Raw genomic sequence first — 23,101 nt, forward strand, 5'->3', positions numbered from 1 at the left:
GGGGGAGCTCTTTTAGAATGTGGGCAGCAGCAGCCGTAGGATCCAGCGCCACTGACGGCCTCACCGGGATTGTGGGCGTCGCTGCCCGGGCCATCGAGAGCCTCGGGGAATGGGGTGTTGGCGCGTTCACCCTCGCCGAGACGGTGGTTCCACCCATCCCCAGCGAAGTGATCCTTCCCCTGGCCGGCTTCCTCGCCAAGCAGGGTTCGCTGAACCTGCTGCTGGTTTTCCTCACCAGCACCCTGGGCGCCTACCTCGGGGCGCTCCTGCTGTACTGGCTGGGCGCCAAGCTGGGGCTGGAACGGTCAATCCGGGGGCTGTCCCGGCTGCCGCTGGTGGACCGCGAAGACTTCGAACACGCCGCCGGCTGGTTCCGCCGCCACGGCCGGTCCTCCATCTTTTTTGGCAGGCTCCTCCCCGGCGTGCGGAGCCTCATCTCGCTGCCGGCAGGAGCCGCCGCGATGCCGCTGGGCACCTTCAGCCTGTTCACCCTGGCCGGCAGCGGCCTGTGGAACGGGGCCCTGATCGGACTGGGCTACCTGTTGGGAACCCAGTACCACCTCATTGAGCAATACTCGAAGTTCCTCAACTACGCTGTCTACGCCGCCATCGCCGTGGCGCTGGCACTGCTGATCATCCGGCGGGTCAGGCGCGCCCGGGCGAAAAGCTGACAGGCGCCGCGAGATCAACTCTCTCCTGGTGGGCCGGGCCGTGACCGGCTACTCGGCCTTTCCCTGACCGGACCCTGCCCCGGGCAGGTGCGCCCCGGCGTAGATCCGCAGCGCATCCCGGACGAAGGCGGCGCCTGCAGTGCCGCCGTAGTTCGCAGCAAAGCGCGGATCCGCCACGTACATGTCCGCCAGTCCCAGCACGTAGCCGCGGGTATCGCCGCCGTCGTCCGACGCCGGTGTGCCCGGGATCGACGTCAGCCAGGCCACGTGCCGCCGGGCCAGGTCCTGCGCACCGGCGCTGCCCGGGTCCACTCCGCCGGTTGCCGCGGCAATCCAATCCCTGCCGAGGCCGGCAACCCTGGCTTTCCAGGCCTGCTGTTCAGCCGGGCCCATGCCCCGCCACCAGGCGTCACTGCGGGCATAGGTGTCCTTGCCCCAGCGCTCCTCCACCTCGTCCTTGTACTGCGTATGGTCAAAGCCGTCAAACATTTCTTCCGCCACCGGGTCGCCTCCTGTTGATACTGTCCTGATCGTTTTCCTGACGGATGCCATCTGCCGGGCCAACCGCTCCTGCTCCTGGCCCAGCCACTCCAGGTGCCGGCCCAGGGCCGTCACGGTGTCCGTCTGGTTCCGGAAGACCTCCGCGATGGCAGGCAACCCCAGCCCCAGTTCGCGCAGCAGGAGGATCCGCTGCAGCGCAAGGAGAGCGTCGCCGTCGTAATAGCGGTACCCGTTGCTGCCCACCCTGCTGGGTTTCAGCAGCCCCACATCGTCGTAGTGGCGAAGGGTGCGGCTGGTGGTGCCGGCCAGTTTTGCGATGTCCTGGATGGGCCAGTCCCGCCGGAGTGCTTCCATGCTCTGAGCGTACGGGTTGACGCTGCGTCAACGTCAAGAACTCTTTTTCCGGAAGTTCCCGCAGGCGCTCAGCGCCGGTGCCGGCGGCGTGCCTGGCGGGCCAGCCGGGTGAAGGAAAAAACGAAAACTGCCTCAATCAGGACCATCAGCCCGGCCGGCAGCCACTGGCCCATGGCGACGAAGAAGATGAAGCCCGTAAGCACCAGCGCGGTACCCAGCGCCAGCGTGTAAATGGCGAAGCCCAGCGCCACCCTGCCGCTGCGGACGCCCGTCCGGAAACCGAAGCCGTGGGGTTCGCCGCCGGGCTGGCCGGGCACACGGTCGGGAACGGCAGGCCCCAGCCTGTCGAACTCCTCCCACGGGTCCCTTTCCGGGTCCTGTCCGGTCATGCTCCGATTATTGCAAACCGGGGCTGGTGGTGTGCCGGGCACAAAAAAGCGGCCCCGCCAACGTGATGTTGACGGAGCCGCCTGACGGGCGTGCCCCGGCCGGAGCCGGGAGTACCTAAGTCTTAGAGCGGGCGGATGTTCTCTGCCTGCGGGCCCTTGGGGCCCTGGGTCACATCGAATTCGACCTTCTGGTTTTCGTCCAGTGAGCGGTAACCGCTGCTGGCGATTGCCGAGTAGTGTGCGAAAACGTCAGCGGACCCGTCATCGGGGGCAATGAAGCCAAAACCCTTTTCGGCGTTGAACCATTTAACTGTGCCTGTTGCCATGGCTGCATTCCTTCATGTGACTCTGATTCTCTCTCCGGGTATCAACCCGAAGTGTGCGGAGAACGTCCCCCGCCATCCCAACGTACGGGGCGGAAGGCCTGCGTGCAAGGGTTTGACGTGTTTGGCGTCGTCAACGCATGCCTTCGCGGCGGATTGCGGTGGCAATCGCAGCGGCCCGGGTGTCCACTCCGAGCTTGCCGTAGATGTGCGCCAGGTGCGTTTTGACGGTGGCTTCCGAGATAAAAAGCCGCTTGCCCAGCTCCCGGTTGCTCAGGCCTTCGGTGAGCAGGCTGAGCAGCTCGGCCTCCCGCGGCGTCAGGATCTCCCCGGGGTTGCGCAGCTGCTGGAACAGCCGCGACGCCACCGGGGGACTCATCACGCTTTTACCCTCGACGGCGCCGCGGACGGCTGCAAAAATTTCACCCGGTGCCGCGTCCTTGAGCAGGTAGCCCATGGCGCCGGCGTCCACCGCCCGGACAATATCCGCATCCGAGTCATATGTGGTGAAAACCAGGATGGCCTGCTGGGGGTTGGACGCACGGAGCTGCCGGATGGCCTCGATGCCGTCCATGCCCGCGCCCATTGCCAGGTCCATCACCACCACCGCAGGCTGGAGTTCCGGCACCAGGGCCAGGGCTTCCTCCCCGGACGCCGCTTCACCCACCACCTCGATGCCGGGCTGGGTTCCCAGCAACGCCCGCAGTCCGCGGCGCACCACAAGGTGGTCGTCCACCAGCAGCACCCGGATGGCCGTCACAAGGCACCGCCCCGGTTTTGCTCTGCCAGCGGGGCGGCCGGCAGCTGGGCTGCGACGATTGTGCCTTCCCCGGGGCCGCTTTCCACTGCGAAAACGCCGCCCAGCTGCTCCACCCGTTGCCGCATGGCGCGCAGGCCGTACCCGCCCGCGTCCGACGGCGGTGCTGCCGCCAGCGGATCGAAGCCCGCTCCGTCGTCGTAAATGTCCAGCGTGACGGCCCCGGGCAGGTAACCGAGGGTCACGGTTGCTGCCGTGGCGCCCGCGTGCAGGCGGGTGTTGGCAGCTGCGCTCTGCACCACGCGCAGGAGGGCGTGGCGGACCTCTGCCGGGACCTCCCGCTGGTCTCCGGTGACCAGTAGCCGGGCCGCGGGCATGTACTGGCGGGCCGCGATCAGCAGGGCCTCGGGCAGGGGCGAAGTGTCCAGGCCGGGGGACGCCAGTTCATGGACCAGGCTGCGGGTCTCGGAGAGGTTGCTTCGCAGCAGGCCGGTGGCCTGGTGCAGGCCCGCTTTCGCCGCAGGGTCGGGCCAGGCCCGGTCCGCGGCTTCAAGCAGCAGCAGGCTGCTGGCCAGGCCCTGCGTCACGGTGTCGTGGATCTCCCGGGAGACGCGCTCCCGTTCGGCGATGGTGCCGGCACGGCGCTCGCTGGCCGCCAGGCCCGCCTGCGCCTGCGAAATTTCCGCGTGCAGGCGAACCTGTTCGTTGGCATCATGCGCGATCCTGTCGTGGACAAGCGTGAGCATCAGGCCCACGGCCAGCGGGCCCAAAACCATTGCCGGATCCGTGCCGTCGCTGAGCCGGAAGAGCCCCGCGGCCGTGGCAAACGCCGTGGCGCCGGCCGCGACGTACGCAGCGGTGCCGGTCAAAGCCCGGCGGGCCAGGAAAAAGAGCGCAAAGGAGCACCAGGCGAAGCTGGGCGCCGCGATAACCAGGCCGGACCAGACGGCCACGAGTGCGAACATCCACGCCATACCGGGCCGGCCGCGTTCGGCCAGGACGGCGACGGCCGCGTAGAGCAGGCACGCAGCGGCCGCCAGTCCCAGGACCAGGACGTTGTCCGTGGCGCTGTGCCGCATAAGATACCGCACCGCGGAGGCCACCAGCAGCACAGCGAAACCAAGATGCACGGCCGCGCCGATGCTGCCCCAGCGGGTGCCGGGAGTGCCGGCGGAGCCGGTGCTGGGGAAGGGAGCCATGAGGTTTTCCGATGCTGTTGCGGGACGTCCCCTCCATGCTAGGGCGCCGGGTCCGCCCGGGTCTCTCAGCCATTTGGCTGATTCCAGGCGCCATAAGTGGCAGCCTGCCACAGACCAACGCCCGATGGCAGGCGTCCGATGCGCCGGAAGGATTGAAGCCAGCACCCGCTCCTCCTCCTCCGACCAAGGGAAACACCATGAAAAAGTCCACAAAAACGTTTGCGGTCGCAGCCACGGCACTGCTGCTGGCCACCGCCGGCGCCACGGCCGCCGCCAACGCCGGTGCCACCGCGGGGCCCGCTGCAGCCGGGGCCGTTGCCGGCGCTGCAACTGTTCCCGCGGCCCTCCCGGCGGCTGACGTCCAGCCGGTCCCCGCCAACGCGGTGCAGCAGGACCGGATCACGGCCGGTGCCTCAGCTGCGGCGGTGGGCGCTGCCCTGGCCAAGTGCCAGGCGGACAAGCTCCCGTTTGTGACGGTGGCGCTGGTGGACCGGTTCGGGACCGTCCAGGCGGTGCTACGGGGCGATAACGCCGCGGCGCACACCATCGAGGCCGCCAAGCAGAAGGCCTACACCGCCGCCGCGTTCGGTGCCCCCACCAGTGAACTGGCCCGGCGCATCAACGGCCCCGGCCCGTCCATTGCGGACCTGCCCGGCACGCTCTTCCTGGCCGGCGGCGTGCCACTGAAGGTCAACGGGGTTTCTGTTGCCGGCATCGGCGTGGGCGGCGCTCCGGACGGTGCGCTGGATGAGGCCTGCGCATCCGCCGGGGCAGCGGTGCTGGCCGGAACCGGCAAGTAGGCTGGGCGGCATGCGGCACTACCTGACCTGGACCCGGCCCCTGGCCTTCGCCCCGCTGGTGGCCGCCGCCGGGCTGGTTTTGTGCCTGTCCGGCTGCGAGGCGGGTTCCTCCTCGCCCGGTACCCCGTCGCCCGGTGCCGCCACGGCGGAGCCCACAGCCACCCGCCCGGTTCCAGCAGTGCCGGCCCCCTCAGCGGCTGATTCCGGCACTGCGGCTGCACCCGTCACCACTGCGCCGGTGCGCTCGCCCGACGCCCAGGCGCAGCTGGACCGGGACCTGATTACAGCGGCCAAGGCCAACAACGCGCCCCTGGTGCAGGAACTCATCGGCCGAGGAGGAAACGTCAATGCCAAGGATGACATCTCGGATTCGGCGTTCCTCTACGCCGGCGCCGAGGGGTTCAACGAGGTGCTCCAGCTGACCCTTGCTGCAGGGGCCGATGTGGCCAGCACCAACAGGTACGGCGGCACAGCCCTGATCCCGGCCAGCGAGCACGGCCATGTGGAGACGGTGCAACTTCTGCTCGCCGCCGGGGTCCCCGTCAACCATGTGAACAACCTGGGCTGGACCGCCATGCAGGAAGCGATCCTGCTCAACTCCGGCGGCCCCAACCAGCAGGAAGTGGTGCGGCTGCTCCTCGCGGCAGGCGCCGACCCCAACATCCGGGATCCGGAAGGCCGCACCGCCCTGCAGAACGCCGAGCGGCTGGGCTTTGGGCAGATTGCAGCCCTGCTCCGGCCGGCTTCCTAGCAGCCGCCCGCCCCGCTGACGTTACCCATCTTTGCCGGCCCACGACGGCGGTGCGCCGCCTTTTGAAGGCGGCGCGCCGCCGTCGTGCTCCCAAGGTGGGGAAGTCCAGTGGCAGGTGCGGACGCTCAGGTGGCTTCGAGGACGCTGACGTAGTTGGCGATGCCAACCCCGCCCATGTTCTGCACGGCAGCCCGGCGAGGGGTCGCCAGCTGCATGCCGCCGGCCGTCCCGGTGAGCTGCATGGCGGCGATGACGTGCTGGGACACGCCGGTGGCGCCCACCGGATGGCCCTTCGCCTTCAGCCCGCCGGAGACGTTGATGGGCAGTTTGCCGTCTTTGTGGACCCAGCCCTCCCGGACGGCGCGGGCGCCCTGGCCGGGTTCGGTGAGGCCCATGGCCTCGTACATGATGAGCTCGGCGATGGTGAAGCAGTCGTGGACTTCGGCGAAATCCAGGTCCTCAAGTCCGACGCCGGCCATCCCCAGGGCGCGCTGCCAGGACATCCGGGTCGCTTCGAAAGCCGTGGGGTCGCGGCGGTCGGCAGGGAAGAAGTCGTTGGCCTGGCCGAAGCCTGCCAGCCGGACAGGGTCCGTGGCTCCTCCCGTGGGTGCCGTGGACAGGACCACGGCGGCGGCACCGTCCGAGACGGGGGAGCAGTCGGTGCGGCGCAGCGGATCGGCCACCATGGGGTTGCGGTCCGAGACGGTGCGGCAGAACTCCTCGCCGAGGTCCTTCCGGAGCTGCGCGTACGGGTTGTCCACACCGTTGCGGTGGTTCTTCGCGGCGATGGAACCCAGGACGTCACCCAGGTTGCCTGCCTCGCCGTAACGCTTCCCGTAGTGCTTGGCCACCTCCGCAAACAAGCCGGTGAAGCCCGTGCTGGAAGCCTTACCTGCCATGTCATAGTCCGCGCCGAGGAGGGCCGCGCCCACCACGTCAGCGCCGGCATGGGTCATCTTTTCAGCGCCGATCACCAGCACCGTCTTCGCCGTTCCGGCCAGCAGGGACTTGGTGCCCTGCTGGAACGCCGCCGAGCCCGAGGCGCATGCGTTTTCCACCCGGGTGGCGGGGACGTTGGCCAGCTGGTCCGAAACCTGCAGGGCCAGCGAGGACGGGAACGCCAGCGGCATCATGCCGGAGTTGAACTGGCCCAGGTAGATCTCATCGATCCGGCCGGGCTCGATGCCTGCAGTGGTGATCGCCTCGGTGGCCACCTGGACGATGAGGGACTCAAGCGTCTGGTCGGTGAGTTTGCCGAACTGGCTGTGGCCCCACCCGGTGAGGAGGACGTCCTTGCCGAACTGTTCCTGCAGGCTCATGCCGGGACTCCTTCACTGTCCAGCGCCACGGCGAAGTCCGCCCCCGTCTTTTCCCGGATCCCGGCCACGGTGACCCCCGGCGCCAGCCGGGTGAGCGTGAGGAGCCGCCCGCCGCCGTCGTCCGCTGCCGGCAGGTCAAAGACGGCGAGGTCGCTGATGATCCGGTCCACGCACGCCAGCCCGGTCAGCGGCAGGGTGCATTCCGGCACGATCTTGGCGGTACCGTCCTTGGCGTTGTGTTCGGTCAGGACCACCACGCGCGGCGTCCCGGCGACCAGGTCCATGGCCCCGCCCATGCCTTTGACCATCTTGCCGGGGATGGTCCAGTTGGCCAGGTCCCCGGCGGCGGAGACCTGCATGGCCCCGAGGATGGCGACCTTCACGTGGCCGCCCCGGATCATGCCGAAGGAGGTGGCGGAGTCGAAGATGCTGCCGCCCGGGAGCACTGTCACCGTCTGCTTGCCGGCGTTGATGAGGTCCGCGTCCTCCTCGCCCTCGAACGGGAACGGGCCCATGCCCAGCAGGCCGTTTTCACTTTGCAGGACCACCCGCACGCCCTCGGGCAGGTTGTTGGCCACCAGCGTGGGGATGCCGATGCCCAGGTTCACGTAGTCGCCGTCGTTCAATTCTTCGGCCGCAATCGCAGCCATCTCATCCCTGGTCCAGGCCATGGGGTCTCCTTTTGTGTGGGTGGAAGCGGGTGTTGTTCAGGCGGGGACGGCTGCGGCGGCGCGTGTCCTGACGGTGCGCTGCTCGATGTCCTTGACCCGGTTGGCGGCCTGCACCAGGTGCTGGACAAAAACGCCGGGCGTCACAACGTGGTTGGGATCGAGGGCGCCCGGTTCCACCACCACTTCCGCCTCTGCGATGGTCACCAGCCCTGCTGTGGCCACCACGGGGTTGAAGTTCCGGGCCGTGTAGCGGTACACGAGGTTGCCGTCGGTGTCCGCGGTGTGCGCGTGGACCAGGGCCACGTCCGCCCGGATGGCGAGCTCGCGGACATAGGTGGCGCCGTCGAAATCCTCCAGCGGTTTGCCCTCGGCCACAAGCGTGCCCACGCCGGTCCGGGTGTAGAACGCCGGGATGCCCGCGCCGCCGGCGCGAAGCCGCTCCGCGAGGGTTCCCTGCGGGGTGAACTCCACCTCGAGCCGGCCGGCCAGGTACTGCTCGGCGAAAAGCTTGTTTTCGCCCACGTAGGAGGCAATAACCTTCCGGACCTGGCCGGATTCGATCAGGATACCCAGCCCCTTCCCGTCCACGCCCATGTTGTTGGACACCACCGTCAGGTCCCGGACGCCGGAATCCCTGACGGCCTCAATCAGGTCAGCGGGAATACCGCTGAGCCCAAACCCGCCCACGGCCACGGTGATCCCGTCCTGCAGGACCCCCGCCAGGGCAGCGGCGGCGGATGTTTGAAGTTTCATGGCGTCTCCTCATTGAGAATGGGTATCCATTTTATGGACATTTCGTCTGGAGATGGACGCTACGGGCCGGGCTGAAGCGCTGTCAAGGATGCCAGAAGCCTATTCAGAGCCAGTTTTTACAGTGTGGACGCTACACTGACAACTATCCATATTGTGGACAGAAAGTTGGATTTATGAGTAACGGACCCGTGCAGGGAGCCCAGGTTGTCGGCCGGGTCGCCGGACTGCTCCGGCTGGCCGGACGCAGTGCGGGGGGCATGTCCCTCGCCGGTATGGTCCGGGAATCCGGACTGACCCGGCCAACCGTGCACCGGCTGCTGTCCTCGCTGGCCGCCGAAGGGCTGCTGGACCACGACCCCGCCACCGGCAACTGGACGCTGGGGCCGGAAATCCTGCTGATGGGTTCGGTGGCTGCGACCCGATTCCCGTTGGAGGACCTGGCCCGCCCCGGCCTGCGCCGGCTGGCCGAGGCCACGGGGGAGAGTGCGTTCTTCTCCATCCGGCGGGGCACGGAAACTGTGTGCCTGCTGCGGGAGGAAGGCAGCTTCCCGGTCCGCTCCTTTGTGCTGCATGAGGGCGTCCGGTTCCCGTTGGGGGTGGCATCGGCCGGGACGGCGATCATGGCCTTCCTCCCCGAATCCGAGCAGGCGGAGCTGCTGGGAAACTGGCCCGCCCACGCAGGAACGTTCGCCGACCACCACACTCCGGCGGTGGTCCGGGACAACCTGGCCAGGACCCGGCAGGCCGGCTATTCGGTCAATCCCGGGCTGGTCCTGGAAGGCAGCTGGGGCATGGGAGCGGCCGTCTTCGACAGGTCCGGCCAGCCTGCGTGGGCGTTATCCCTGACCGGCATTGAGCAGCGGTTCCGCAGCGGGCGCCAGGAGGAACTGGGCGGACTGTTGATGGCGGAGGCGCACCGGATCAGCCAGCAGCTCGCCGGCGGGGACCCCGGCCAGCCGCCCCGCTGAGTCTCCCCGGCTTTGCCGGCCCCCGACGGCGGCGTGCCGGCTTATCGGGCCAACCCGCCGCCGTCGGGCACCAAAGATGGGGAATCCAGCGGCAAGTCAGCCCTGGCCTACTGCTTCCACCAGGAGTCGAAGATGGTCACAGGAACGGTGCGCTTGTGGCGGGTCCGCAGGTACTTCTGCTCGATGGCCTCCGCCGCCGCTTCCGGAATCTCCCGGCCCTCAAGGTAGTCATCGATCTGGTCATAGGTCAGGCCCAGTTCGTCCTCGTCGGTACGGCCGGGAGTGCCGTCCAGCAGGTCCGCGGTGGGCACCTTTTCCCAGACCCGCGCCGGGGCGCCGAGCTCGGCCAGCAGTGCCCGGTTCTGCCGTTTGTTCAGGCCGAACAGCGGCAGGATGTCAGCCCCGCCGTCGCCGTACTTGGTGAAGAACCCGGTGACGGACTCGGCGCCGTGGTCAGTGCCGATCACCAGGTAGTTGTGCTCACCGGCCAGGGCATACTGGGCGATCATCCGGGTCCGGGCCTTGGTGTTGCCCTTGTGGAAGTCGGAAATTCCACTTCCCACCGTCTTTTCGAACTCATCCTCGAAGCCGTCCACGGCCGCGGAAATGTTGAAGGTCCACTCCGTTTTGGCCTTGATGAAGTCCAACGCAGCCTGCGCGTCCGCCTCGTCATGCTGGACACCGTAGGGGAGCCTGACCGCCACAAAATTGGCTTCCAGGCCCTCGGCCTCAAGTTCCTGGACGGCCAACTGCGCCAGCCGGCCCGCCAGCGACGAGTCCAGCCCGCCGGAAATGCCGAGCACAAAGCCCTTGGTGGAGGTGGCGCGGAGGTATTCCTTCAGGAACGTCACGCGCCGGCGCACCTCCCCGGCGGGATCAATCCGGGGCAGCACGCCCATTTCTTCGATGATGGTGGCCTGGAGTTCGCGCATGCCACCCAGCCTAGCCAGCAATGTCAACAGCACCCAACCTCCTGCACCGGCCGGCCCCGACTAAACTGGAGCCCATGACTTCACCCCGTGACACTGCCGCAGACGCTGCCGCCGCCCGCACCCGCCTCCTCGAACTGATCAAGGAACTCGCCGTGGTCCGCGGCAAGGTGATCCTCTCCAGCGGCGCCGAAGCCGACTACTACATCGACCTGCGCCGCATTACCCTGCACCACGAGGCCGCCAAGCTGGTGGGCCAGGTCATGCTGGGCCTGGTGGACGACGCCGGCATCAGCTTCGAGTGCGCCGGTGGCCTGACCATGGGCGCCGACCCCGTGGGCACCGCCGTGATGCACTCCGCCGTTGACGCGGGACGCAACGTCGACGCGTTTGTGGTCCGCAAGGCGCAGAAGTCCTATGGCATGGGCCGGCAGGTGGAAGGCCCCTCAGTGGAAGGCCGGAACGTGCTGGTACTTGAGGACACCTCCACCACCGGCGGGTCGGCGCTGGCCGCCGTCGAGGGTGTGCGGAAGGCCGGCGGCAACGTGGTGGCAGTCGCCGTCATCGTGGACCGGGACACCGGCGCCAAGGAAAAGATCGAAGCCGAAACCGGCGTCCCTTACCTGTTCGCGTTCGGCAAGGACGAGCTGGGACTTTCCTAGCCGGCGCCGGCCGGGCACTACGTTGCCCGCCCGGCGGGGTTGGCCTGGGGCTGCCCGCTGATTTATCATGTGCTTTACCCGTGCGTAGCCCTTGGAGAACGTGACCATGCCCAGCCCCCAACAGCCTTTGACTGCCAATGACCAGGTTCAGAACCTCATCCTGGACAGCGCGGATTTTGAGGACTTCCTCAACGAACTGGCACGCTTTTCAGCACACCAGGTAGCCGGCACCGGCGACGACGCACTGTGCGGCATCACCCTGCTCCGGGACCGCAAAGCCGCCACCATCGGCTGGAGCAGCGATTCCGCACGCGAAGTGGACGAAATCCAGTACTCCCTTTCCCAGGGCCCGTGCCTCACGGCGGCCAAGGAGGAACGCGAAGTCCACGTCCCCGACCTCCACCGCGAAAACCGCTGGGGCCCCGATTACGCCACGGCGGTGGCCTCCCACGGGCTGCGTTCCGTCCTGTCCGTGCCGTTCAACCTGCAGGGCGAAGCCAAGGCAGCCCTGAACCTGTACTCCGACGTGCCCAACAAGTTTGATGAAAAAGCCACCGCCAAGGCCCGCGGCTTCACCCGGGAAATTTCCCAGGCGCTGCGGCTGGCCGTCCGCTTCTCGCTGCACACGGACAGCGCCGCGAACCTCCGGGCCACCCTGGAATCGCGGACCATCATCGACATCGCCGTTGGCATCGTGATGGCCCAGAACCGCTGCAGCCAGAAAGCAGCGGTCACCATCCTCACCGAGGCGGCCAGCAACAGCAACACCAAGCTGCGGGACATCGCCCGGTCCCTGGTGGACTCCGTGGGTGGCATGGGGACGCGCACCCACTTCCAGGAGCCGGGCCTGCAGGCGGACCAGCCGGCCTGACCTGTGAGGTTGTGCCCGGCTGCGCCGGAGGGTTACGCTTACCGAGGTTGAGCCGTCGGCCATAGACACCCTTTTTTGGAGTACCTATGGACCGTTCCCTCGACGCCCTCGTTAATCTGGACGTCCCCGCTGACCTCGTCCGCATCGAGATATGCGGCAGCCTCAACCAGGATTCCCGCGCCGACCTTGTCCACATGATCCGGCGGGTCCGCCGCATGGGCATCCGCTCGCACATCCGCGTGGACCTTTCCCGTGCCATCATCGTGGAGTCCTCGGCCCTGGCCGGACTCCGCAGCGACCTCAACTCGCTGGAGTCCAACGCCTTGACGGGGACCGCCGGCTCAGGCGTGGCTTTGCATCTCACCCCAGCCGCCGAGGACTGGACCGGCGGACAGCACAGGACGCCCCTGACCGTGGTGGACGACGACGTCCCCACCCCCACGGACGGGCCGGACTTTTCGGGCGCCTTCAGGGTCCCCGTCGAGCGGTTGGAAGGGCTGTACGGCCGGAATTTGGCGGAATATTCGAACGACGAGCTGCTGGCCGCCAGCGATTCCCTTTTCGCACTGCTGGACGTCCCGCAGGCGTTTTCCGGCTCCGACCTGCTGGGCAGATACGACGACATCTGCGCGGAGCTGCAGCGGCGGCAGGAAGACCACGATTCCCGGGTCCCGGCCGTGGAGAGCCAAAGCGCCAGCTGACCCGCACGCCGCGGCCTGATAGCCCTCCCTATGGCGTCGGCATCGCAGGGTGTGACTACGGTAGAAGTGTGCCGTATGAGGGGGAGGTCAATCCGCAGGACAGGCGTGGGTCCGCAGCGGCCCGCTACCTGGCGGAGGCCGCTGCCCTGAAACGCTTCTCCCGGCGCGGGTTTTTCGCCGGCGCCGGCGCCTCCGGCGTGCTGGCGGCGGACATGCTCTTCACCAGGCAGGTCCAGTCCCAGCGCCGCGTCAACAAGATCCTGGGCGTCCCAGACGACTTTGCGGACGCCTACTATCCGGATGCCGGCTGGTTCCTCTTTCCCGGCTACAAAACCAGCTGGGAGGAAGCCCAGTGGATCCTCAATGTCCTCCGGGGAGCGTTGAATAAACGGGCCCGGCTGGCCGCCGTCGGCTATTCGAACGTCGGGCTGGACATCAACGACGTGGTCATCGCCGTCATCGAATACGTCCGGGCCCGGAAACTGACCAAGCTTTTCTTCTACGGGCACAGCTTCGGCGGGATGGTGGCCACCCAGGTGGCGGCCCGGCTGCTGGAGATCCACGGTGTGCAGGTGGAGTTCATCCTGCTGGACTCCAGCCCCTTTAACCGGACGGACGTGCTGGACCAAAGCTGGTTCGACGGCGTTGTGTACCTCTACGAGCACGGCTTCCGGTTCCCGTCGGCCCTGCGCGGCAGCTACGAGCTGGGGGAGCGGGTCATCCACAAGAACGAACGGAGCTGGCGCCAGATCCTGGACCAGACGCTGGAGCAGCTGTCGCCGATCGCACCCTCCAGCGTCCTGGTGCAGACCGAATCGGCGTACATCTACCACTTCGACGGCACCAGGTTCGCCGGGAAGCTGGGCACCGCGAAGATGGCCTTCATCGGCAGCCCGGGCGACCGGACCGTTCGCTACCAGACCGCGGTGGCCAGTTGGGCTTCGGTGTTCCGGGACAACATGGTTTCGTCCGGCCTGCAGACGGTGGGCGCCGCCCCCGCCCACGCCAGCCCGGGGTGGAACCCCAACATCTACCGCCCCATCATCACGGAGCTGCTGGACAGCAACTTTCCGCTGCCGCGGGGCGGCGGACGCGTCTCCGTGTTCTAGATCTGGTCCTTCAGGTCCGCCACGGAATTGAGGACCTGGTTGGGCCGGAAGGGGTAGGCGGCGATTTCGTCGCGCTGGGTGATGCCGCTGAGCACCAGGACCGTGTGCAGGCCGGCTTCCATCCCGGCGATGATGTCCGTGTCCATCCGGTCCCCGATCATGGCTGTGGTCTCGGAGTGGGCGTCGATCTGGTTCATGGCGGACCGGAACATCATGGGGTTGGGCTTGCCCACCACATAGGGCTCCCGGCCCGTGGCCTTGGTGATGAGGGCTGCGATCGCCCCGGTGGCCGGCATGGGACCGTCCTTGGACGGACCGGTGGCATCGGGATTGGTGGCGATGAAGCGCGCTCCGGCCAGGATCAGGCGGATGGCCATGGTGATGGCCTCGAAGGAATACGTGCGTGTCTCGCCGAGGACCACAAAGTCCGGGTCCTGGTCGGTAAGGATAAAGCCTGCCTCATGCAGCGCCGTCGTCAGCCCTGCCTCACCGATCGTGTAGGCGCGGTTGCCGGACCCGGAACCCTGCACCTGGTCCTTGAGGAACTGGGCGGTGGCCAGGGCCGAGGTCCAGATGTTTTCCTCAGGGACGTGCAGCCCCGACGCGTGCAGCCGTGCCGCCAGGTCGCGGGGCGTAAAAATGGAGTTGTTGGTCAGCACCAGGAAGCGCTTGGACGTGTCCACCCAGCGCTGGATCAGCTCGGCGGCCCCCGGAACCGCCTGGTTCTCGTGCACCAGCACCCCGTCCATGTCCGTGAGCCAGCACTCGATTTCCAGGCCGTTGCGATACACCGCCGGTGATCCCTTGACCTCGTCCGCTTCTGCCATGCCTAACCTCCGAATGTGATGGAACCCCGAAAGGTCCAGTCTAGTGTTGAGGGGTGAATCAAATGCCCGGTACCACCGGCGGACCCCAGCCCGAACCAGAGGACACGCACGAGGCCAAGGCGGAGGTCGGCGTCGGGCCCTGGGAAGGTGAGCTGCCCGACGGGGACCACTGGGACCCTGACCTCCTGGCGGACGGCGACCGCCGTAACGTCCTGGACAAGTACCGGTACTGGAAGCACGAGGCCATCGTGGCGGAGCTGGACTCCCGGCGCCACAACTTCCACGTGGCCATCGAGAACTGGCAGCACGACCTGAACATCGGGACTGTGGTGCGCACCGCGAACGCGTTCCTGGCCAAGGAAGTGCACATCATCGGGCGGCGCCGGTGGAACCGGCGGGGCGCCATGGTCACCGACCGGTACCAGCACGTCCGGCACCACCCCACCGTTGACGACTTTGTGGCCTGGGCGCAGGGCGAGGGCCTGGCCATCATCGGCGTGGACATTTTTCCGGACTCCGTGCCGCTGGAAACCTACGAGCTGCCGCGCGACTGCGTGCTGGTCTTCGGCCAGGAGGGCCCGGGCCTGACCCCCGAAGTTCACGAGGCCGCCGTCGCCACCCTTTCGATCGAACAGTTCGGTTCCACCCGGTCCATCAACGCGGCCTCGGCGGCCGCCATCGCCATGCACGCGTGGGTTCGCCGGCACGTGTTTGGCCAGCCCACCTGACAACCGATCCCCCGCGAGATGGCACTTCGCGGCAGTCGCAGCGCCCGGGACTGCCGCGAAGTGCCATCTCGCGGTGCTGGCGACGGCTTGGGCTGTGGATAACTCAGGCACTTTGCTTTGGGCAGGCCACAATGAGGCATGCGCAGGGTCCCGCTTCCAGCCCATCTGACCACAGGTTCCTTTTCACTGCGGGCTTCGGACAAGGCTGGAGTGACCCGCACGCGTACGGCTGCGGGAGACTTGGTGACCGTTTCCCGGGGCGTCCGGGTTCCGTTGCTTTCGGCAGTGGCCGGAGCGGCAGCACTGCGCGCCTACACGGACCTGGACGACACCTCGATCCTCGTCTCTCTTTCCGCAGCGCACGTGTGGGGTGCACCGCTCCCGCCCGGCTGCGGTGCTGATTGGCGCATCCATCTTGCCCGGCGCCGCGGCTTCAGTTTTCCGCGGCGGGTCAACGTGGTGGGACACGTGCTGACGTTCCTGCCCGGGGAAGTGGTGGAGTACGACGGCGTCCGCCTCACCTCGCCTGCCAGGACCTGGCTTGACCTGGCTGCCCTGCTGTCGCTGGAAGACCTTGTGGCCGTGGGCGATTTCCTTGTGTGTGCCCACGGGAAAAGCTTCCCCGTACCCCGGGACGCCATCTGCAGCGCCGAGGACCTGCGCGCCATCGCCGCCCGGCACCCGGGGATGCGGGGCATCAAGACTGCCCGGGCGGCGCTGGACATGGTGCGGGTGGGCGCCGACTCCGCGGCGGAAACCAGGATGCGGCTGGCACTGGTGGAGGCCGGGCTTCCTGAGCCGACCCTTAATCACGTCCTCTGGGGTCCGCGGGGCGCGCCCGAGGTGTGGCCGGACGCTGCCTACCCGGAGTGGGGTATCGCCCTGCAGTATGACGGCTCGCACCACGCCGGCCGGGAACAGTACCTGCGGGACCTGGTCCGGCACGATCGGACGGTTGCCTTGGGCTGGATCGAAGTCCGTGTGGGGCGCCACCACCTTGAAGGCGAGCGTCCCGCCGTCGTTCCCTTGGTCCGGCGTGCGCTCCAAAGCCGCGGCTGGGCGCGAGATGGCAGTTAACGGCAGTCCCTGACGCAGCGACTGCCGCGAAGTGCCATCTCGCGAGGGAGTGTTACCGGAGCCGGACCCGAAACGTTGCGCCGGAGCGGATATCGCTAGGATGGTGCCTAGCCGTAAGCGGTCTACTCCAGGGCCATCGGCCCATAGACGAATCACAGCATAGGAGTCAGCATGCCCATTGCAACCCCAGAGATCTATTCCGAGATGATCGACCGTGCAAAGGCGGGCGGCTTCGCGTTCCCCGCCGTCAACGTGACGTCCTCGCAGACGCTGAACGCCGCCCTCCGCGGCTTCGCTGACGCCGAGTCTGATGGCATCATCCAGGTCTCCACCGGCGGTGCCGCGTACTGGTCCGGCGCTTCCACCAAGGACATGGTTGCCGGTTCCCTGGGCTTTGCGGCGTTCGCCCGCGAAGTGGCCAAGAACTACGGCGTCAACGTGGCCCTGCACACCGACCACTGCCCCAAGGACAAGCTGGACGGCTTTGTGCTGCCGCTGCTGGCTGCTTCCGAAGCTGAGGTCAAGGCCGGCCGGAACCCGCTGTTCAACTCCCATATGTGGGACGGCTCCGCTGAAACCCTGCAGGAAAACCTGCGGATCGCACGCGAACTGCTGGAGCGCACCGCTGCCGCGAAGATGATCCTCGAAGTTGAAATCGGCACCGTTGGTGGCGAGGAAGACGGTGTGGAGAACGAGATCAACGAAAAGCTCTACACCACGGTTGAGGACGCACTGGCCACCGTTGAGGCGCTGGGCGCCGGCGAGCACGGCCGCTACATTACCGCCCTGACGTTCGGCAACGTCCATGGCGTCTACAAGCCCGGTGGCGTAAAGCTGCGCCCGGAGATCCTCAAGGACATCCAGGCCCAGGTGGGTGCACGGATCGGCAAGGAAAACCCGTTCGACCTGGTGTTCCACGGCGGTTCCGGCTCCTCGGACCAGGAAATCGCGGACGCCGTCTCCTACGGCACCATCAAGATGAACATCGACACGGACACCCAGTACGCCTTCACGCGTCCCGTGGCGGGCCACATGCTCAGCAACTACGACGGCGTCCTGAAGGTCGACGGCGAAGTCGGCAACAAAAAGACCTACGACCCCCGCGTCTGGGGCGCTGCCGCCGAAGCCGGCCTCGCTGCCCGCGTGGTCGAAGCGACCAAGCAGCTCGGTTCGGCCGGGAAGACCTTCTAAATGTCGGATGAGTTCCGCCGCAACCTCATGGGCCCCGAGCCCACGCTGCTGCCTGCCGAGACCGAGGTCAACGAGCAGCTGGCGGCCGGCCACGAAGCGCTGGACCTGGTGGCGCAGCACCCCACGTCGTCGCTGCTGTGGGCCGTCCTGGCCGAGGAGGCGTGGGCCGAAGGGCGCACCATCGACTCCTACGCCTACTCGCGGGTGGGCTACCACCGCGGGCTGGACACGCTGCGCCGCAACGGCTGGCGCGGGGTGGGCCCCATCCCGTGGGAGCACGAGCCCAACCGCGGTTTCCTGCGGGCCCTGCACTCACTGGGCCGGGCCTCGGCTGCCATCGGCGAAGCCGAGGAGCCGGAGCGGATCGCGAAGTTCCTGACGGACTCGGACCCCACAGCGAAGGCTGCCATCGAGGGCAAGTAAGCAAAAACCAGGCGCGGAGCCCTCAGGGGCTCCGCGTTTCGGCGTTAAAGAGTACGACGGCGGGCGGTGACCTTTGGAAATCAAGGTCACCGCCCGCCGTCGTGCGTTCGAAACTGCCAGCCGAAGCGGCGGGTGGGATTAGGCCTTGGCCAGTCCCGTGCGCGCCATGGCGTCCGCGTAAGCAACACGCATGTCTTCTAGGAACTCCTCCTGGCGGACCGGGGACCCGGCAAACGCGCGGCCGGACAGGGATCGGACCTTGTAGGTCTTCAGGCCGCGGCGCCAGATCATGGGCACTTCGGTCTTCAGCAGCAGGTTGGCCAGCCGGTTGGCTTCGGTGCCATGCGCCACGATCACGGAGGCGCGGGGAACCAGGGCCAGGAACTTCAGCAGCGGCTTCAGGCCCGCCGAGATCTGGTCCGGGGTGAACTTGCCGTTGGGCTCGCCCGCTGTGTGCCACGGGTGGACGTTCCACGGCATCACGAACTCGGGGCGCAGGCCCAGCTTCCACTGGATGCCCAGCATGCGGGTGGCGGCGTCACTGTCGCCGGGGGTGATGAAACCCGTCCCGTCAGCCTCGCCGATGTTGGAGTAAAGGCTGATGATGCGGCACTCGTCCACATCGTGCATGGGATCCACGTAGGGGACCATGGTGCCGGGCTTGGCCGCCTGCAGGGTGTCGCACAGTTCGTTGACAACCGCCACGTTGGGTTCGTAGCGGCGGCTCAGGAGCTGTTCGTGGAATGATTCGGGGGCCAGGGCTGTCATAAAGGGCTGGATCTCCTGCAGGGATTGGCGTTGCTGCCGCCAGCCGGCGCGGGCGCAGGGAAGCGCACACGCCGGAAGCGGTTGAAATGGGGTGGACCGGCTCCTGGCCGATCCTGTCCAGTCTACCAAGCCCGGAGGAACGAAACGCCGGTGGGTTGTGGGCAATCTGCCGGGGCCCGCACCCGTATTGCCCCGCAGGTCAGCCAGCGAGTGGACAAACGCCCCGATCGGCTAAACTTGGGTGGTAAGAGCCCCGGAACTCTTGCGCCGGCGTGCCGCCGGCACCTGTCCATCCGGGGCGTTCTCATGAACGGCGCCGCGCCGGGACCGCCACCTTGTGGCGGCACGGGGCTGCCCGAACGAATGGGGGAGGATCCCATGCCAGCAATCGTGATCGTAGGAGCCCAGTGGGGCGACGAAGGAAAAGGCAAAGCGACCGACCTTCTGGGCGGCCGCGTTGACTACGTCGTCAAGCCCAACGGCGGCAACAACGCCGGGCACACCGTCGTCGTAGGCGGTGAAAAGTACGAGCTCAAGCTCCTGCCGGCAGGCATTCTCAGCCCCAACGCCATCCCCATCATCGGCAATGGCTGCGTGGTCAACCTCGAGGCGCTCTTCCAGGAAATCGAAGGCCTCCAGGCCCGTGGCGCCGACACCTCCAAACTGCGGGTCTCGGCGAACGCACACCTCGTGGCGCCGTACCACCAGGTCCTGGACAAAGTCACCGAGCGTTTCCTCGGCAGCCGCGCGATCGGCACCACCGGCCGCGGGATCGGCCCCGCCTACATGGACAAGGTGGCCCGGCTGGGCATCCGCGTCCAGGACGTTTTTGACGAGTCCATCCTCCGCCAGAAGGTGGAAGGGTCCCTGCGCCAGAAGAACGAACTCCTGGTCAAGATTTACAACCGCCGCAGCGTGGTGGTGGACGAGATCGTGGAATACTTCCTGTCCTTCGCCGACCGGCTGCGCCCCCTGGTCATTGACAGCACCCTGGTGCTGAACACCGCCCTGGACGAGGGCAAGGTTGTGCTGATGGAAGGCGGCCAGGCCACGTTCCTGGACGTGGACCACGGCACCTACCCGTTCGTCACCTCATCCAACCCCACCGCTGGCGGCGCGTCGGTGGGTTCCGGCATCGGCCCCACCCGGATCTCACGCTCCATCGGCATCATCAAGGCGTACACCACCCGCGTGGGCGCAGGTCCGTTCCCCACCGAACTCTTCGATGACATGGGCATGTACCTGCAGAAGACCGGCGGCGAATTCGGCGTCAACACCGGCCGGCCCCGCCGTTGCGGCTGGTACGACGCCGTCCTGGCCCGCCACGCCTCCCGCGTCAACGGTTTCACGGACTACTTCGTCACCAAGCTGGACGTCCTGACCGGCATCGAGCAGATCCCCGTCTGCGTGGCCTACGACGTTGACGGTGTGCGCCACGACGAAATGCCCATGACGCAGACCGAGTTCCACCACGCCAAGCCCATCTTCGAGTACTTCGAAGGCTGGACCGAGGACATCACCGGCGCACGGACGCTCAGCGACCTGCCGGAGAACGCCCGCAACTACGTGCTGGCCCTGGAGAAGCTTTCCGGCACCCGGTTCTCCGCCATCGGCGTGGGCCCGGACCGGGACCAGACCATCGTGGTGAACGACCTCATCAACGACTAATACCTGGGCCCACGCCCGCAGGGTTCCCTGGCCGAGCTTGCGAGGCTGGGGAGCGGGTGGGGACGACGGCGGCGGCTCACCTTTGGGTGGGCCGCCGCCGTCGTCTGCCCAGGCCGCCGGCCCGCTGTTGACATGCAATTTACACAGGGTTAACCGCGCGGCTCTTGTTGGTGTCTTCCGCGTCGGGGAGGGTTGGAGGACCAGTTGAGGGGCAAGGATGCCAGGAGGATTTGTGATGGCGGGCAATTTCGAGGTTTTTGTTGATCCAGAGTCGATGTACAGGTTCCGGCTGCTGGCTGCTGACGGGACGGTGATGGCGGTCTCCGGAGCATTTGCTGACAAACCAGCCGTAGCTGCCGGCATAGCCGCGGTCCGTGAGTGCGCCGGCACCGGCCTCGTGACGGACCTGAGCCGCCGGCCAACCGCCCCGCAGGTCCCGGCCCTGCCGGTCGAAGCGCCGCGCGCTGCCGTCGACACTACCCGCGCCCTCCGGGGCCACGTGTTCCGGGTGGCGCTGGGACCGGGCGCACCGGCCCGGAAACCGCGCTGGATTGTGGCAGCGGGCCGCTGAGCCTGAAAGTTTTTCCAGCGTCTGCGTAACCCCGGGAAGCCCCTGGACGATTACCCCTTTGTAGAGCCGGCCCGGAACTTGTCCCCCATCACGTTCCGGACCGGCTCTTCCCTGTCCCGGAACCATGGTTACCGGCGGGTAAAGTAGGCACGGAAAAAGCCCTCCTGACCGAAAGCGCTGCGTCCGTGACTGATGCCCTGACCGATGAGCTGCTCCCGGAGAGCGCCAGCGGGACCAATGCCTTCAGCCTGGTTTACCGGACCTACGCCCCGCAGGTGCTGGGATACCTGGTGGCCCGCGGCGTGGAGGACCCGGAGGCGGCCATGCAGGAAGTCTTCCTGGCGGTGCTGCCCCGGCTGGAATCGGTGCACGGCGGGGCGGCCGGGCTGCGGACTTTCATCTTCTCCGTGGCGCACGCCCGCATGGTGGATGACCACCGGCGGCAAAGCCGGGCGCCCGTCACCCTGCCGTTCGACGCGGACCTGGACCAGCGGTCCACCGCCTCCGCTGAAGCTGCCGCCCTGGACCGCATGGCGCCCCGCGAGGTTGTGGCACTGCTCAACGTGCTGCCGGCAGACCAGCGTGAAGTGCTGGCACTGCGCCTGGTGGCCGGACTTTCCGTGGACCAGGCCGCCAAAGTGATGGGCAGGTCCGCCGGCGCAGTGAAGCAACTGCAGCGGCGGGCGCTCCTTAAACTGCGGGAAACCACTGACGTGAAGGAGTACCTCAAGCCATGAGCGCCCACGACGGAAACCTTCGCCGCACCGTGGCGGAACTGCTGGACGACTCCGGCCAGCAGGACAATGAGGCCCTCGAGGCTGCCCTGATGTCCCTGGGCGGGCTGGCCCACACGCCGGCTCCGGCCCCCGGGCCTGGCCTGGCAGCCCTCCTTTCCGACGTCCCGGACGAAGTGGCCCGCCACCGCAGGCTGGGCCGCGGCAAATCAACGATCGTTGGACTGGCCGTCATCGCCGGCATGGGACTCGGCGCCACAGGCGTGGCCGCCAGCACCGGCGGACACGCAGGAACAGGCAGCTTCTCCGTCCAGCAGCTACTGGGTCCGTGGGTGACAGGCCCGGCTAACCCTGCCCCTGCACCCATTCCTGATCCTGCGTCCGTGCCTGTGCCTGCGCCTGCGCCTGCGCCGCAGCCCGGGCACGTCACGGCCGGTGAACCAGGCGGCCCGTCAGGCGGGGACAGCACCCGGCAATCCGCATCAACTCCCGGGTCCGTGCCTGCGCCGTCCCCGGTTCCGCCTGCCGTCGCTGATGCTGGTGCAGATTCCGGTGCCGCGGTGCCGGCCCCGGCGGCTGCAGCAGCGGGAGCCGGGAGCCTGGGGCTGCCGGACGCCGTCCAAGGCAACGGCCCCGGTGCGGCCGGAACCGAAGCGCGTGAACCCGCCGCCCCGGCGCTGCCGGCCCCGGCGGCACCACCCCGGGCAGCGCCAGCCGCGTCCCCGCCTGCCGCCGCGTCCCCACCGGGGGACTCCCCGAAATCCGCAGAGTCGCCAGGCACCGCCCGGAAAGCCGACGGCACCCACCCCAGGGACCAGCGCCGGGTCAAACAAAAAGACGGCGAGAGGCTCCAAGCCCCTGCCGGCAAGGACAAGCCGGGGCCCGGCGGTCCGCGCGGCTAAGCCGGGTCCGCAGGCGTACGCGCCCACCGGCGTAGGCTGGGGCAATGAGCCACACCAACGACCCCGCAGTGATTGAGCGCCTCATGAGGACCAAGGGGCGGTGGGCCATCGTGGGCCTCACCACCAATGAATGGCGCGCAGCTTATGAAACTTCGTTGTTTATCCGGGACAGGCTGGGAATGGAGATCATCCCCGTCAACGTGCCGGGCGATCCGGTGCACGGCGAAACCGGGTACAGCACCCTGGCCGGCATTCCTGCGGACAAGCAGCCCATCGACGTGGTGGACTGTTTCGTCAATTCGGAAAAGGTCGGCGCCGTGGTTGACCAGGCCATCGCTGTGGGCGCAAAGGCCGTGTGGCTGCAACTGGGCGTTATTGACGAGGCAGCGGCGCAGCGCGCCAAGGACGCGGGCCTGGATGTGGTGATGAATACCTGCCCTGCTCAGCAGGCGTGGAAATTCGACCTCTGAAACCCGGGTCCCGG

The 23,101-nt window shown here is 67.6% G+C and carries 28 protein-coding genes; 17 read left to right on the plus strand and 11 right to left on the minus strand.

The annotated features are described in order from the left end of the window. Window positions 1-17 precede the first annotated feature (17 nt). The gene (locus QRN07_RS01275; RefSeq protein WP_050684926.1) at window positions 18-671 is read left to right on the plus strand and encodes a DedA family protein; all 654 of its coding nucleotides are present in this window, start codon (window positions 18-20) and stop codon (window positions 669-671) included. Between the two features lie 48 nt (window positions 672-719). Here the strand turns inward: QRN07_RS01275 and QRN07_RS01280 are convergent, their stop codons facing one another. The 5 genes from QRN07_RS01280 to QRN07_RS01300 all read right to left on the minus strand — a co-directional run bounded on the left by QRN07_RS01280 (window position 720) and on the right by QRN07_RS01300 (window position 4,194). Next, window positions 720-1,526, minus strand: a complete 807-nt coding sequence (locus QRN07_RS01280; RefSeq protein WP_285240182.1) for a MerR family transcriptional regulator — start codon at window positions 1,524-1,526, stop codon at window positions 720-722. Between the two features lie 68 nt (window positions 1,527-1,594). Next, window positions 1,595-1,915 (minus strand): hypothetical protein, encoded by a 321-nt coding sequence (locus QRN07_RS01285; protein ID WP_050684924.1) that lies wholly within the window; start codon window positions 1,913-1,915, stop codon window positions 1,595-1,597. 122 nt (window positions 1,916-2,037) lie between these two features. Then, complete coding sequence (locus QRN07_RS01290) at window positions 2,038-2,241, minus strand: cold-shock protein (protein WP_013599688.1); 204 nt, start codon at window positions 2,239-2,241, stop codon at window positions 2,038-2,040. A 130-nt stretch (window positions 2,242-2,371) separates the two neighbouring features. Continuing rightward, window positions 2,372-2,998 carry a response regulator gene (locus QRN07_RS01295; RefSeq protein WP_285240183.1) on the minus strand — a complete coding sequence of 209 codons (627 nt, stop codon included), beginning with the start codon at window positions 2,996-2,998 and terminating at the stop codon, window positions 2,372-2,374. Then, complete coding sequence (locus tag QRN07_RS01300; RefSeq protein ID WP_285240184.1) at window positions 2,995-4,194, minus strand: sensor histidine kinase; 1,200 nt, start codon at window positions 4,192-4,194, stop codon at window positions 2,995-2,997. The genes QRN07_RS01295 and QRN07_RS01300 overlap by 4 nt, the downstream gene beginning before the upstream one ends. Before the next feature lie 197 nt (window positions 4,195-4,391). Between QRN07_RS01300 and QRN07_RS01305 the strand changes: the two genes are divergently transcribed. Continuing rightward, window positions 4,392-4,994, plus strand: a complete 603-nt coding sequence (locus QRN07_RS01305; protein WP_050684921.1) for a GlcG/HbpS family heme-binding protein — start codon at window positions 4,392-4,394, stop codon at window positions 4,992-4,994. A 10-nt stretch (window positions 4,995-5,004) separates the two neighbouring features. Then, a complete protein-coding gene (locus QRN07_RS01310) occupies window positions 5,005-5,745 on the plus strand; it encodes an ankyrin repeat domain-containing protein (RefSeq protein ID WP_056600024.1) in 741 nt (246 codons plus the stop codon). Window positions 5,746-5,870: 125 nt separating this feature from the next. Here QRN07_RS01310 and QRN07_RS01315 read toward each other — a convergent pair whose 3' ends face one another. From QRN07_RS01315 to QRN07_RS01325, 3 genes are read right to left on the minus strand one after another with little or no spacing between them, the layout of a single operon-like run. Continuing rightward, window positions 5,871-7,064 carry an acetyl-CoA acetyltransferase gene (locus tag QRN07_RS01315; RefSeq protein WP_050687849.1) on the minus strand — a complete coding sequence of 398 codons (1,194 nt, stop codon included), beginning with the start codon at window positions 7,062-7,064 and terminating at the stop codon, window positions 5,871-5,873. Continuing rightward, window positions 7,061-7,735, minus strand: a complete 675-nt coding sequence (locus QRN07_RS01320; protein WP_050687848.1) for a 3-oxoacid CoA-transferase subunit B — start codon at window positions 7,733-7,735, stop codon at window positions 7,061-7,063. The genes QRN07_RS01315 and QRN07_RS01320 overlap by 4 nt, the downstream gene beginning before the upstream one ends. A gap of 36 nt (window positions 7,736-7,771) precedes the next feature. Then, the gene (locus QRN07_RS01325; RefSeq protein WP_050687847.1) at window positions 7,772-8,488 is read right to left on the minus strand and encodes a CoA transferase subunit A; all 717 of its coding nucleotides are present in this window, start codon (window positions 8,486-8,488) and stop codon (window positions 7,772-7,774) included. A 173-nt stretch (window positions 8,489-8,661) separates the two neighbouring features. On the opposite strand from QRN07_RS01325, the gene QRN07_RS01330 reads away from it, so the two are divergent. Continuing rightward, on the plus strand, window positions 8,662-9,456 hold the full coding sequence (locus tag QRN07_RS01330) for an IclR family transcriptional regulator (RefSeq protein ID WP_050687846.1): 795 nt from the start codon (window positions 8,662-8,664) through the stop codon (window positions 9,454-9,456). Between the two features lie 107 nt (window positions 9,457-9,563). Here QRN07_RS01330 and nadE read toward each other — a convergent pair whose 3' ends face one another. Further along, window positions 9,564-10,388, minus strand: coding sequence for an NAD(+) synthase (gene nadE, locus QRN07_RS01335; protein WP_050687845.1), 825 nt, complete (start codon window positions 10,386-10,388; stop codon window positions 9,564-9,566). Window positions 10,389-10,462: 74 nt separating this feature from the next. Between nadE and pyrE the strand changes: the two genes are divergently transcribed. The 4 genes from pyrE to QRN07_RS01355 all read left to right on the plus strand — a co-directional run bounded on the left by pyrE (window position 10,463) and on the right by QRN07_RS01355 (window position 13,728). Further along, complete coding sequence (pyrE, locus tag QRN07_RS01340) at window positions 10,463-11,047, plus strand: orotate phosphoribosyltransferase (protein WP_285240185.1); 585 nt, start codon at window positions 10,463-10,465, stop codon at window positions 11,045-11,047. Window positions 11,048-11,153: 106 nt separating this feature from the next. Beyond that, a complete protein-coding gene (locus QRN07_RS01345; protein WP_050687843.1) occupies window positions 11,154-11,918 on the plus strand; it encodes a GAF and ANTAR domain-containing protein in 765 nt (254 codons plus the stop codon). Between the two features lie 86 nt (window positions 11,919-12,004). Further along, window positions 12,005-12,619 carry a hypothetical protein gene (locus QRN07_RS01350; RefSeq protein ID WP_285240186.1) on the plus strand — a complete coding sequence of 205 codons (615 nt, stop codon included), beginning with the start codon at window positions 12,005-12,007 and terminating at the stop codon, window positions 12,617-12,619. Window positions 12,620-12,687: 68 nt separating this feature from the next. After that, the gene (locus tag QRN07_RS01355) at window positions 12,688-13,728 is read left to right on the plus strand and encodes an alpha/beta fold hydrolase (RefSeq protein WP_285240187.1); all 1,041 of its coding nucleotides are present in this window, start codon (window positions 12,688-12,690) and stop codon (window positions 13,726-13,728) included. On the opposite strand, the gene QRN07_RS01360 is transcribed toward QRN07_RS01355, so the two are convergent. Then, window positions 13,725-14,555, minus strand: a complete 831-nt coding sequence (locus QRN07_RS01360; RefSeq protein WP_050687840.1) for an HAD-IIA family hydrolase — start codon at window positions 14,553-14,555, stop codon at window positions 13,725-13,727. The genes QRN07_RS01355 and QRN07_RS01360 overlap by 4 nt on opposite strands. A gap of 62 nt (window positions 14,556-14,617) precedes the next feature. Between QRN07_RS01360 and QRN07_RS01365 the strand changes: the two genes are divergently transcribed. The 4 genes from QRN07_RS01365 (at window position 14,618) to QRN07_RS01380 (ending at window position 17,974) form a co-directional block, all read left to right on the plus strand. Beyond that, on the plus strand, window positions 14,618-15,283 hold the full coding sequence (locus QRN07_RS01365; protein ID WP_050687839.1) for a TrmH family RNA methyltransferase: 666 nt from the start codon (window positions 14,618-14,620) through the stop codon (window positions 15,281-15,283). A 243-nt stretch (window positions 15,284-15,526) separates the two neighbouring features. Beyond that, entirely contained in the window at window positions 15,527-16,360 is an 834-nt protein-coding gene (locus QRN07_RS01370) for a putative endonuclease domain-containing protein (RefSeq protein ID WP_285240188.1), read from the plus strand. 171 nt (window positions 16,361-16,531) lie between these two features. Continuing rightward, on the plus strand, window positions 16,532-17,551 hold the full coding sequence (gene fbaA / locus QRN07_RS01375; protein ID WP_050687837.1) for a class II fructose-bisphosphate aldolase: 1,020 nt from the start codon (window positions 16,532-16,534) through the stop codon (window positions 17,549-17,551). Continuing rightward, complete coding sequence (locus tag QRN07_RS01380) at window positions 17,552-17,974, plus strand: DUF3151 domain-containing protein (protein WP_285240189.1); 423 nt, start codon at window positions 17,552-17,554, stop codon at window positions 17,972-17,974. A gap of 138 nt (window positions 17,975-18,112) precedes the next feature. On the opposite strand, the gene QRN07_RS01385 is transcribed toward QRN07_RS01380, so the two are convergent. Beyond that, the gene (locus tag QRN07_RS01385) at window positions 18,113-18,742 is read right to left on the minus strand and encodes a uracil-DNA glycosylase family protein (RefSeq protein ID WP_050687928.1); all 630 of its coding nucleotides are present in this window, start codon (window positions 18,740-18,742) and stop codon (window positions 18,113-18,115) included. A gap of 378 nt (window positions 18,743-19,120) precedes the next feature. Between QRN07_RS01385 and QRN07_RS01390 the strand changes: the two genes are divergently transcribed. The 5 genes from QRN07_RS01390 (at window position 19,121) to QRN07_RS01410 (ending at window position 23,087) form a co-directional block, all read left to right on the plus strand. Beyond that, window positions 19,121-20,410 (plus strand): adenylosuccinate synthase, encoded by a 1,290-nt coding sequence (locus QRN07_RS01390; protein WP_050687929.1) that lies wholly within the window; start codon window positions 19,121-19,123, stop codon window positions 20,408-20,410. Between the two features lie 235 nt (window positions 20,411-20,645). Then, window positions 20,646-20,981 carry a YegP family protein gene (locus tag QRN07_RS01395; RefSeq protein WP_285240190.1) on the plus strand — a complete coding sequence of 112 codons (336 nt, stop codon included), beginning with the start codon at window positions 20,646-20,648 and terminating at the stop codon, window positions 20,979-20,981. Between the two features lie 185 nt (window positions 20,982-21,166). Beyond that, window positions 21,167-21,718, plus strand: a complete 552-nt coding sequence (locus QRN07_RS01400) for an RNA polymerase sigma factor (RefSeq protein WP_285240191.1) — start codon at window positions 21,167-21,169, stop codon at window positions 21,716-21,718. After that, entirely contained in the window at window positions 21,715-22,617 is a 903-nt protein-coding gene (locus QRN07_RS01405) for a hypothetical protein (protein WP_285240192.1), read from the plus strand. Before QRN07_RS01400 ends, QRN07_RS01405 begins: the two co-directional genes overlap by 4 nt. A gap of 44 nt (window positions 22,618-22,661) precedes the next feature. Continuing rightward, entirely contained in the window at window positions 22,662-23,087 is a 426-nt protein-coding gene (locus tag QRN07_RS01410) for a CoA-binding protein (RefSeq protein ID WP_050687933.1), read from the plus strand. Window positions 23,088-23,101: the final 14 nt, after the last annotated feature.

The organism is Pseudarthrobacter sp. MEB009, from assembly GCF_030208875.1.
In the GTDB taxonomy this organism is placed as follows: Bacteria; Actinomycetota; Actinomycetes; order Actinomycetales; family Micrococcaceae; genus Arthrobacter.

Coding starts and splice junctions, on each gene's coding strand:
- QRN07_RS01385 (WP_050687928.1), bottom strand. CDS start 18,742: ATGACAGCCCTGGCCCCCGAATCATTCCACGAACAGCTCCTGAGCCGC.
- QRN07_RS01275 (WP_050684926.1), top strand. CDS start 18: ATGTGGGCAGCAGCAGCCGTAGGATCCAGCGCCACTGACGGCCTCACC.
- QRN07_RS01410 (WP_050687933.1), top strand. CDS start 22,662: ATGAGCCACACCAACGACCCCGCAGTGATTGAGCGCCTCATGAGGACC.
- QRN07_RS01345 (WP_050687843.1), top strand. CDS start 11,154: ATGCCCAGCCCCCAACAGCCTTTGACTGCCAATGACCAGGTTCAGAAC.
- pyrE (WP_285240185.1), top strand. CDS start 10,463: ATGACTTCACCCCGTGACACTGCCGCAGACGCTGCCGCCGCCCGCACC.
- QRN07_RS01395 (WP_285240190.1), top strand. CDS start 20,646: ATGGCGGGCAATTTCGAGGTTTTTGTTGATCCAGAGTCGATGTACAGG.
- QRN07_RS01365 (WP_050687839.1), top strand. CDS start 14,618: ATGCCCGGTACCACCGGCGGACCCCAGCCCGAACCAGAGGACACGCAC.
- fbaA (WP_050687837.1), top strand. CDS start 16,532: ATGCCCATTGCAACCCCAGAGATCTATTCCGAGATGATCGACCGTGCA.
- QRN07_RS01290 (WP_013599688.1), bottom strand. CDS start 2,241: ATGGCAACAGGCACAGTTAAATGGTTCAACGCCGAAAAGGGTTTTGGC.
- QRN07_RS01285 (WP_050684924.1), bottom strand. CDS start 1,915: ATGACCGGACAGGACCCGGAAAGGGACCCGTGGGAGGAGTTCGACAGG.
- nadE (WP_050687845.1), bottom strand. CDS start 10,388: ATGCGCGAACTCCAGGCCACCATCATCGAAGAAATGGGCGTGCTGCCC.
- QRN07_RS01300 (WP_285240184.1), bottom strand. CDS start 4,194: ATGGCTCCCTTCCCCAGCACCGGCTCCGCCGGCACTCCCGGCACCCGC.
- QRN07_RS01405 (WP_285240192.1), top strand. CDS start 21,715: ATGAGCGCCCACGACGGAAACCTTCGCCGCACCGTGGCGGAACTGCTG.
- QRN07_RS01390 (WP_050687929.1), top strand. CDS start 19,121: ATGCCAGCAATCGTGATCGTAGGAGCCCAGTGGGGCGACGAAGGAAAA.
- QRN07_RS01350 (WP_285240186.1), top strand. CDS start 12,005: ATGGACCGTTCCCTCGACGCCCTCGTTAATCTGGACGTCCCCGCTGAC.
- QRN07_RS01280 (WP_285240182.1), bottom strand. CDS start 1,526: ATGGAAGCACTCCGGCGGGACTGGCCCATCCAGGACATCGCAAAACTG.
- QRN07_RS01315 (WP_050687849.1), bottom strand. CDS start 7,064: ATGAGCCTGCAGGAACAGTTCGGCAAGGACGTCCTCCTCACCGGGTGG.
- QRN07_RS01325 (WP_050687847.1), bottom strand. CDS start 8,488: ATGAAACTTCAAACATCCGCCGCCGCTGCCCTGGCGGGGGTCCTGCAG.
- QRN07_RS01330 (WP_050687846.1), top strand. CDS start 8,662: ATGAGTAACGGACCCGTGCAGGGAGCCCAGGTTGTCGGCCGGGTCGCC.
- QRN07_RS01380 (WP_285240189.1), top strand. CDS start 17,552: ATGTCGGATGAGTTCCGCCGCAACCTCATGGGCCCCGAGCCCACGCTG.
- QRN07_RS01310 (WP_056600024.1), top strand. CDS start 5,005: ATGCGGCACTACCTGACCTGGACCCGGCCCCTGGCCTTCGCCCCGCTG.
- QRN07_RS01320 (WP_050687848.1), bottom strand. CDS start 7,735: ATGGCCTGGACCAGGGATGAGATGGCTGCGATTGCGGCCGAAGAATTG.
- QRN07_RS01360 (WP_050687840.1), bottom strand. CDS start 14,555: ATGGCAGAAGCGGACGAGGTCAAGGGATCACCGGCGGTGTATCGCAAC.
- QRN07_RS01305 (WP_050684921.1), top strand. CDS start 4,392: ATGAAAAAGTCCACAAAAACGTTTGCGGTCGCAGCCACGGCACTGCTG.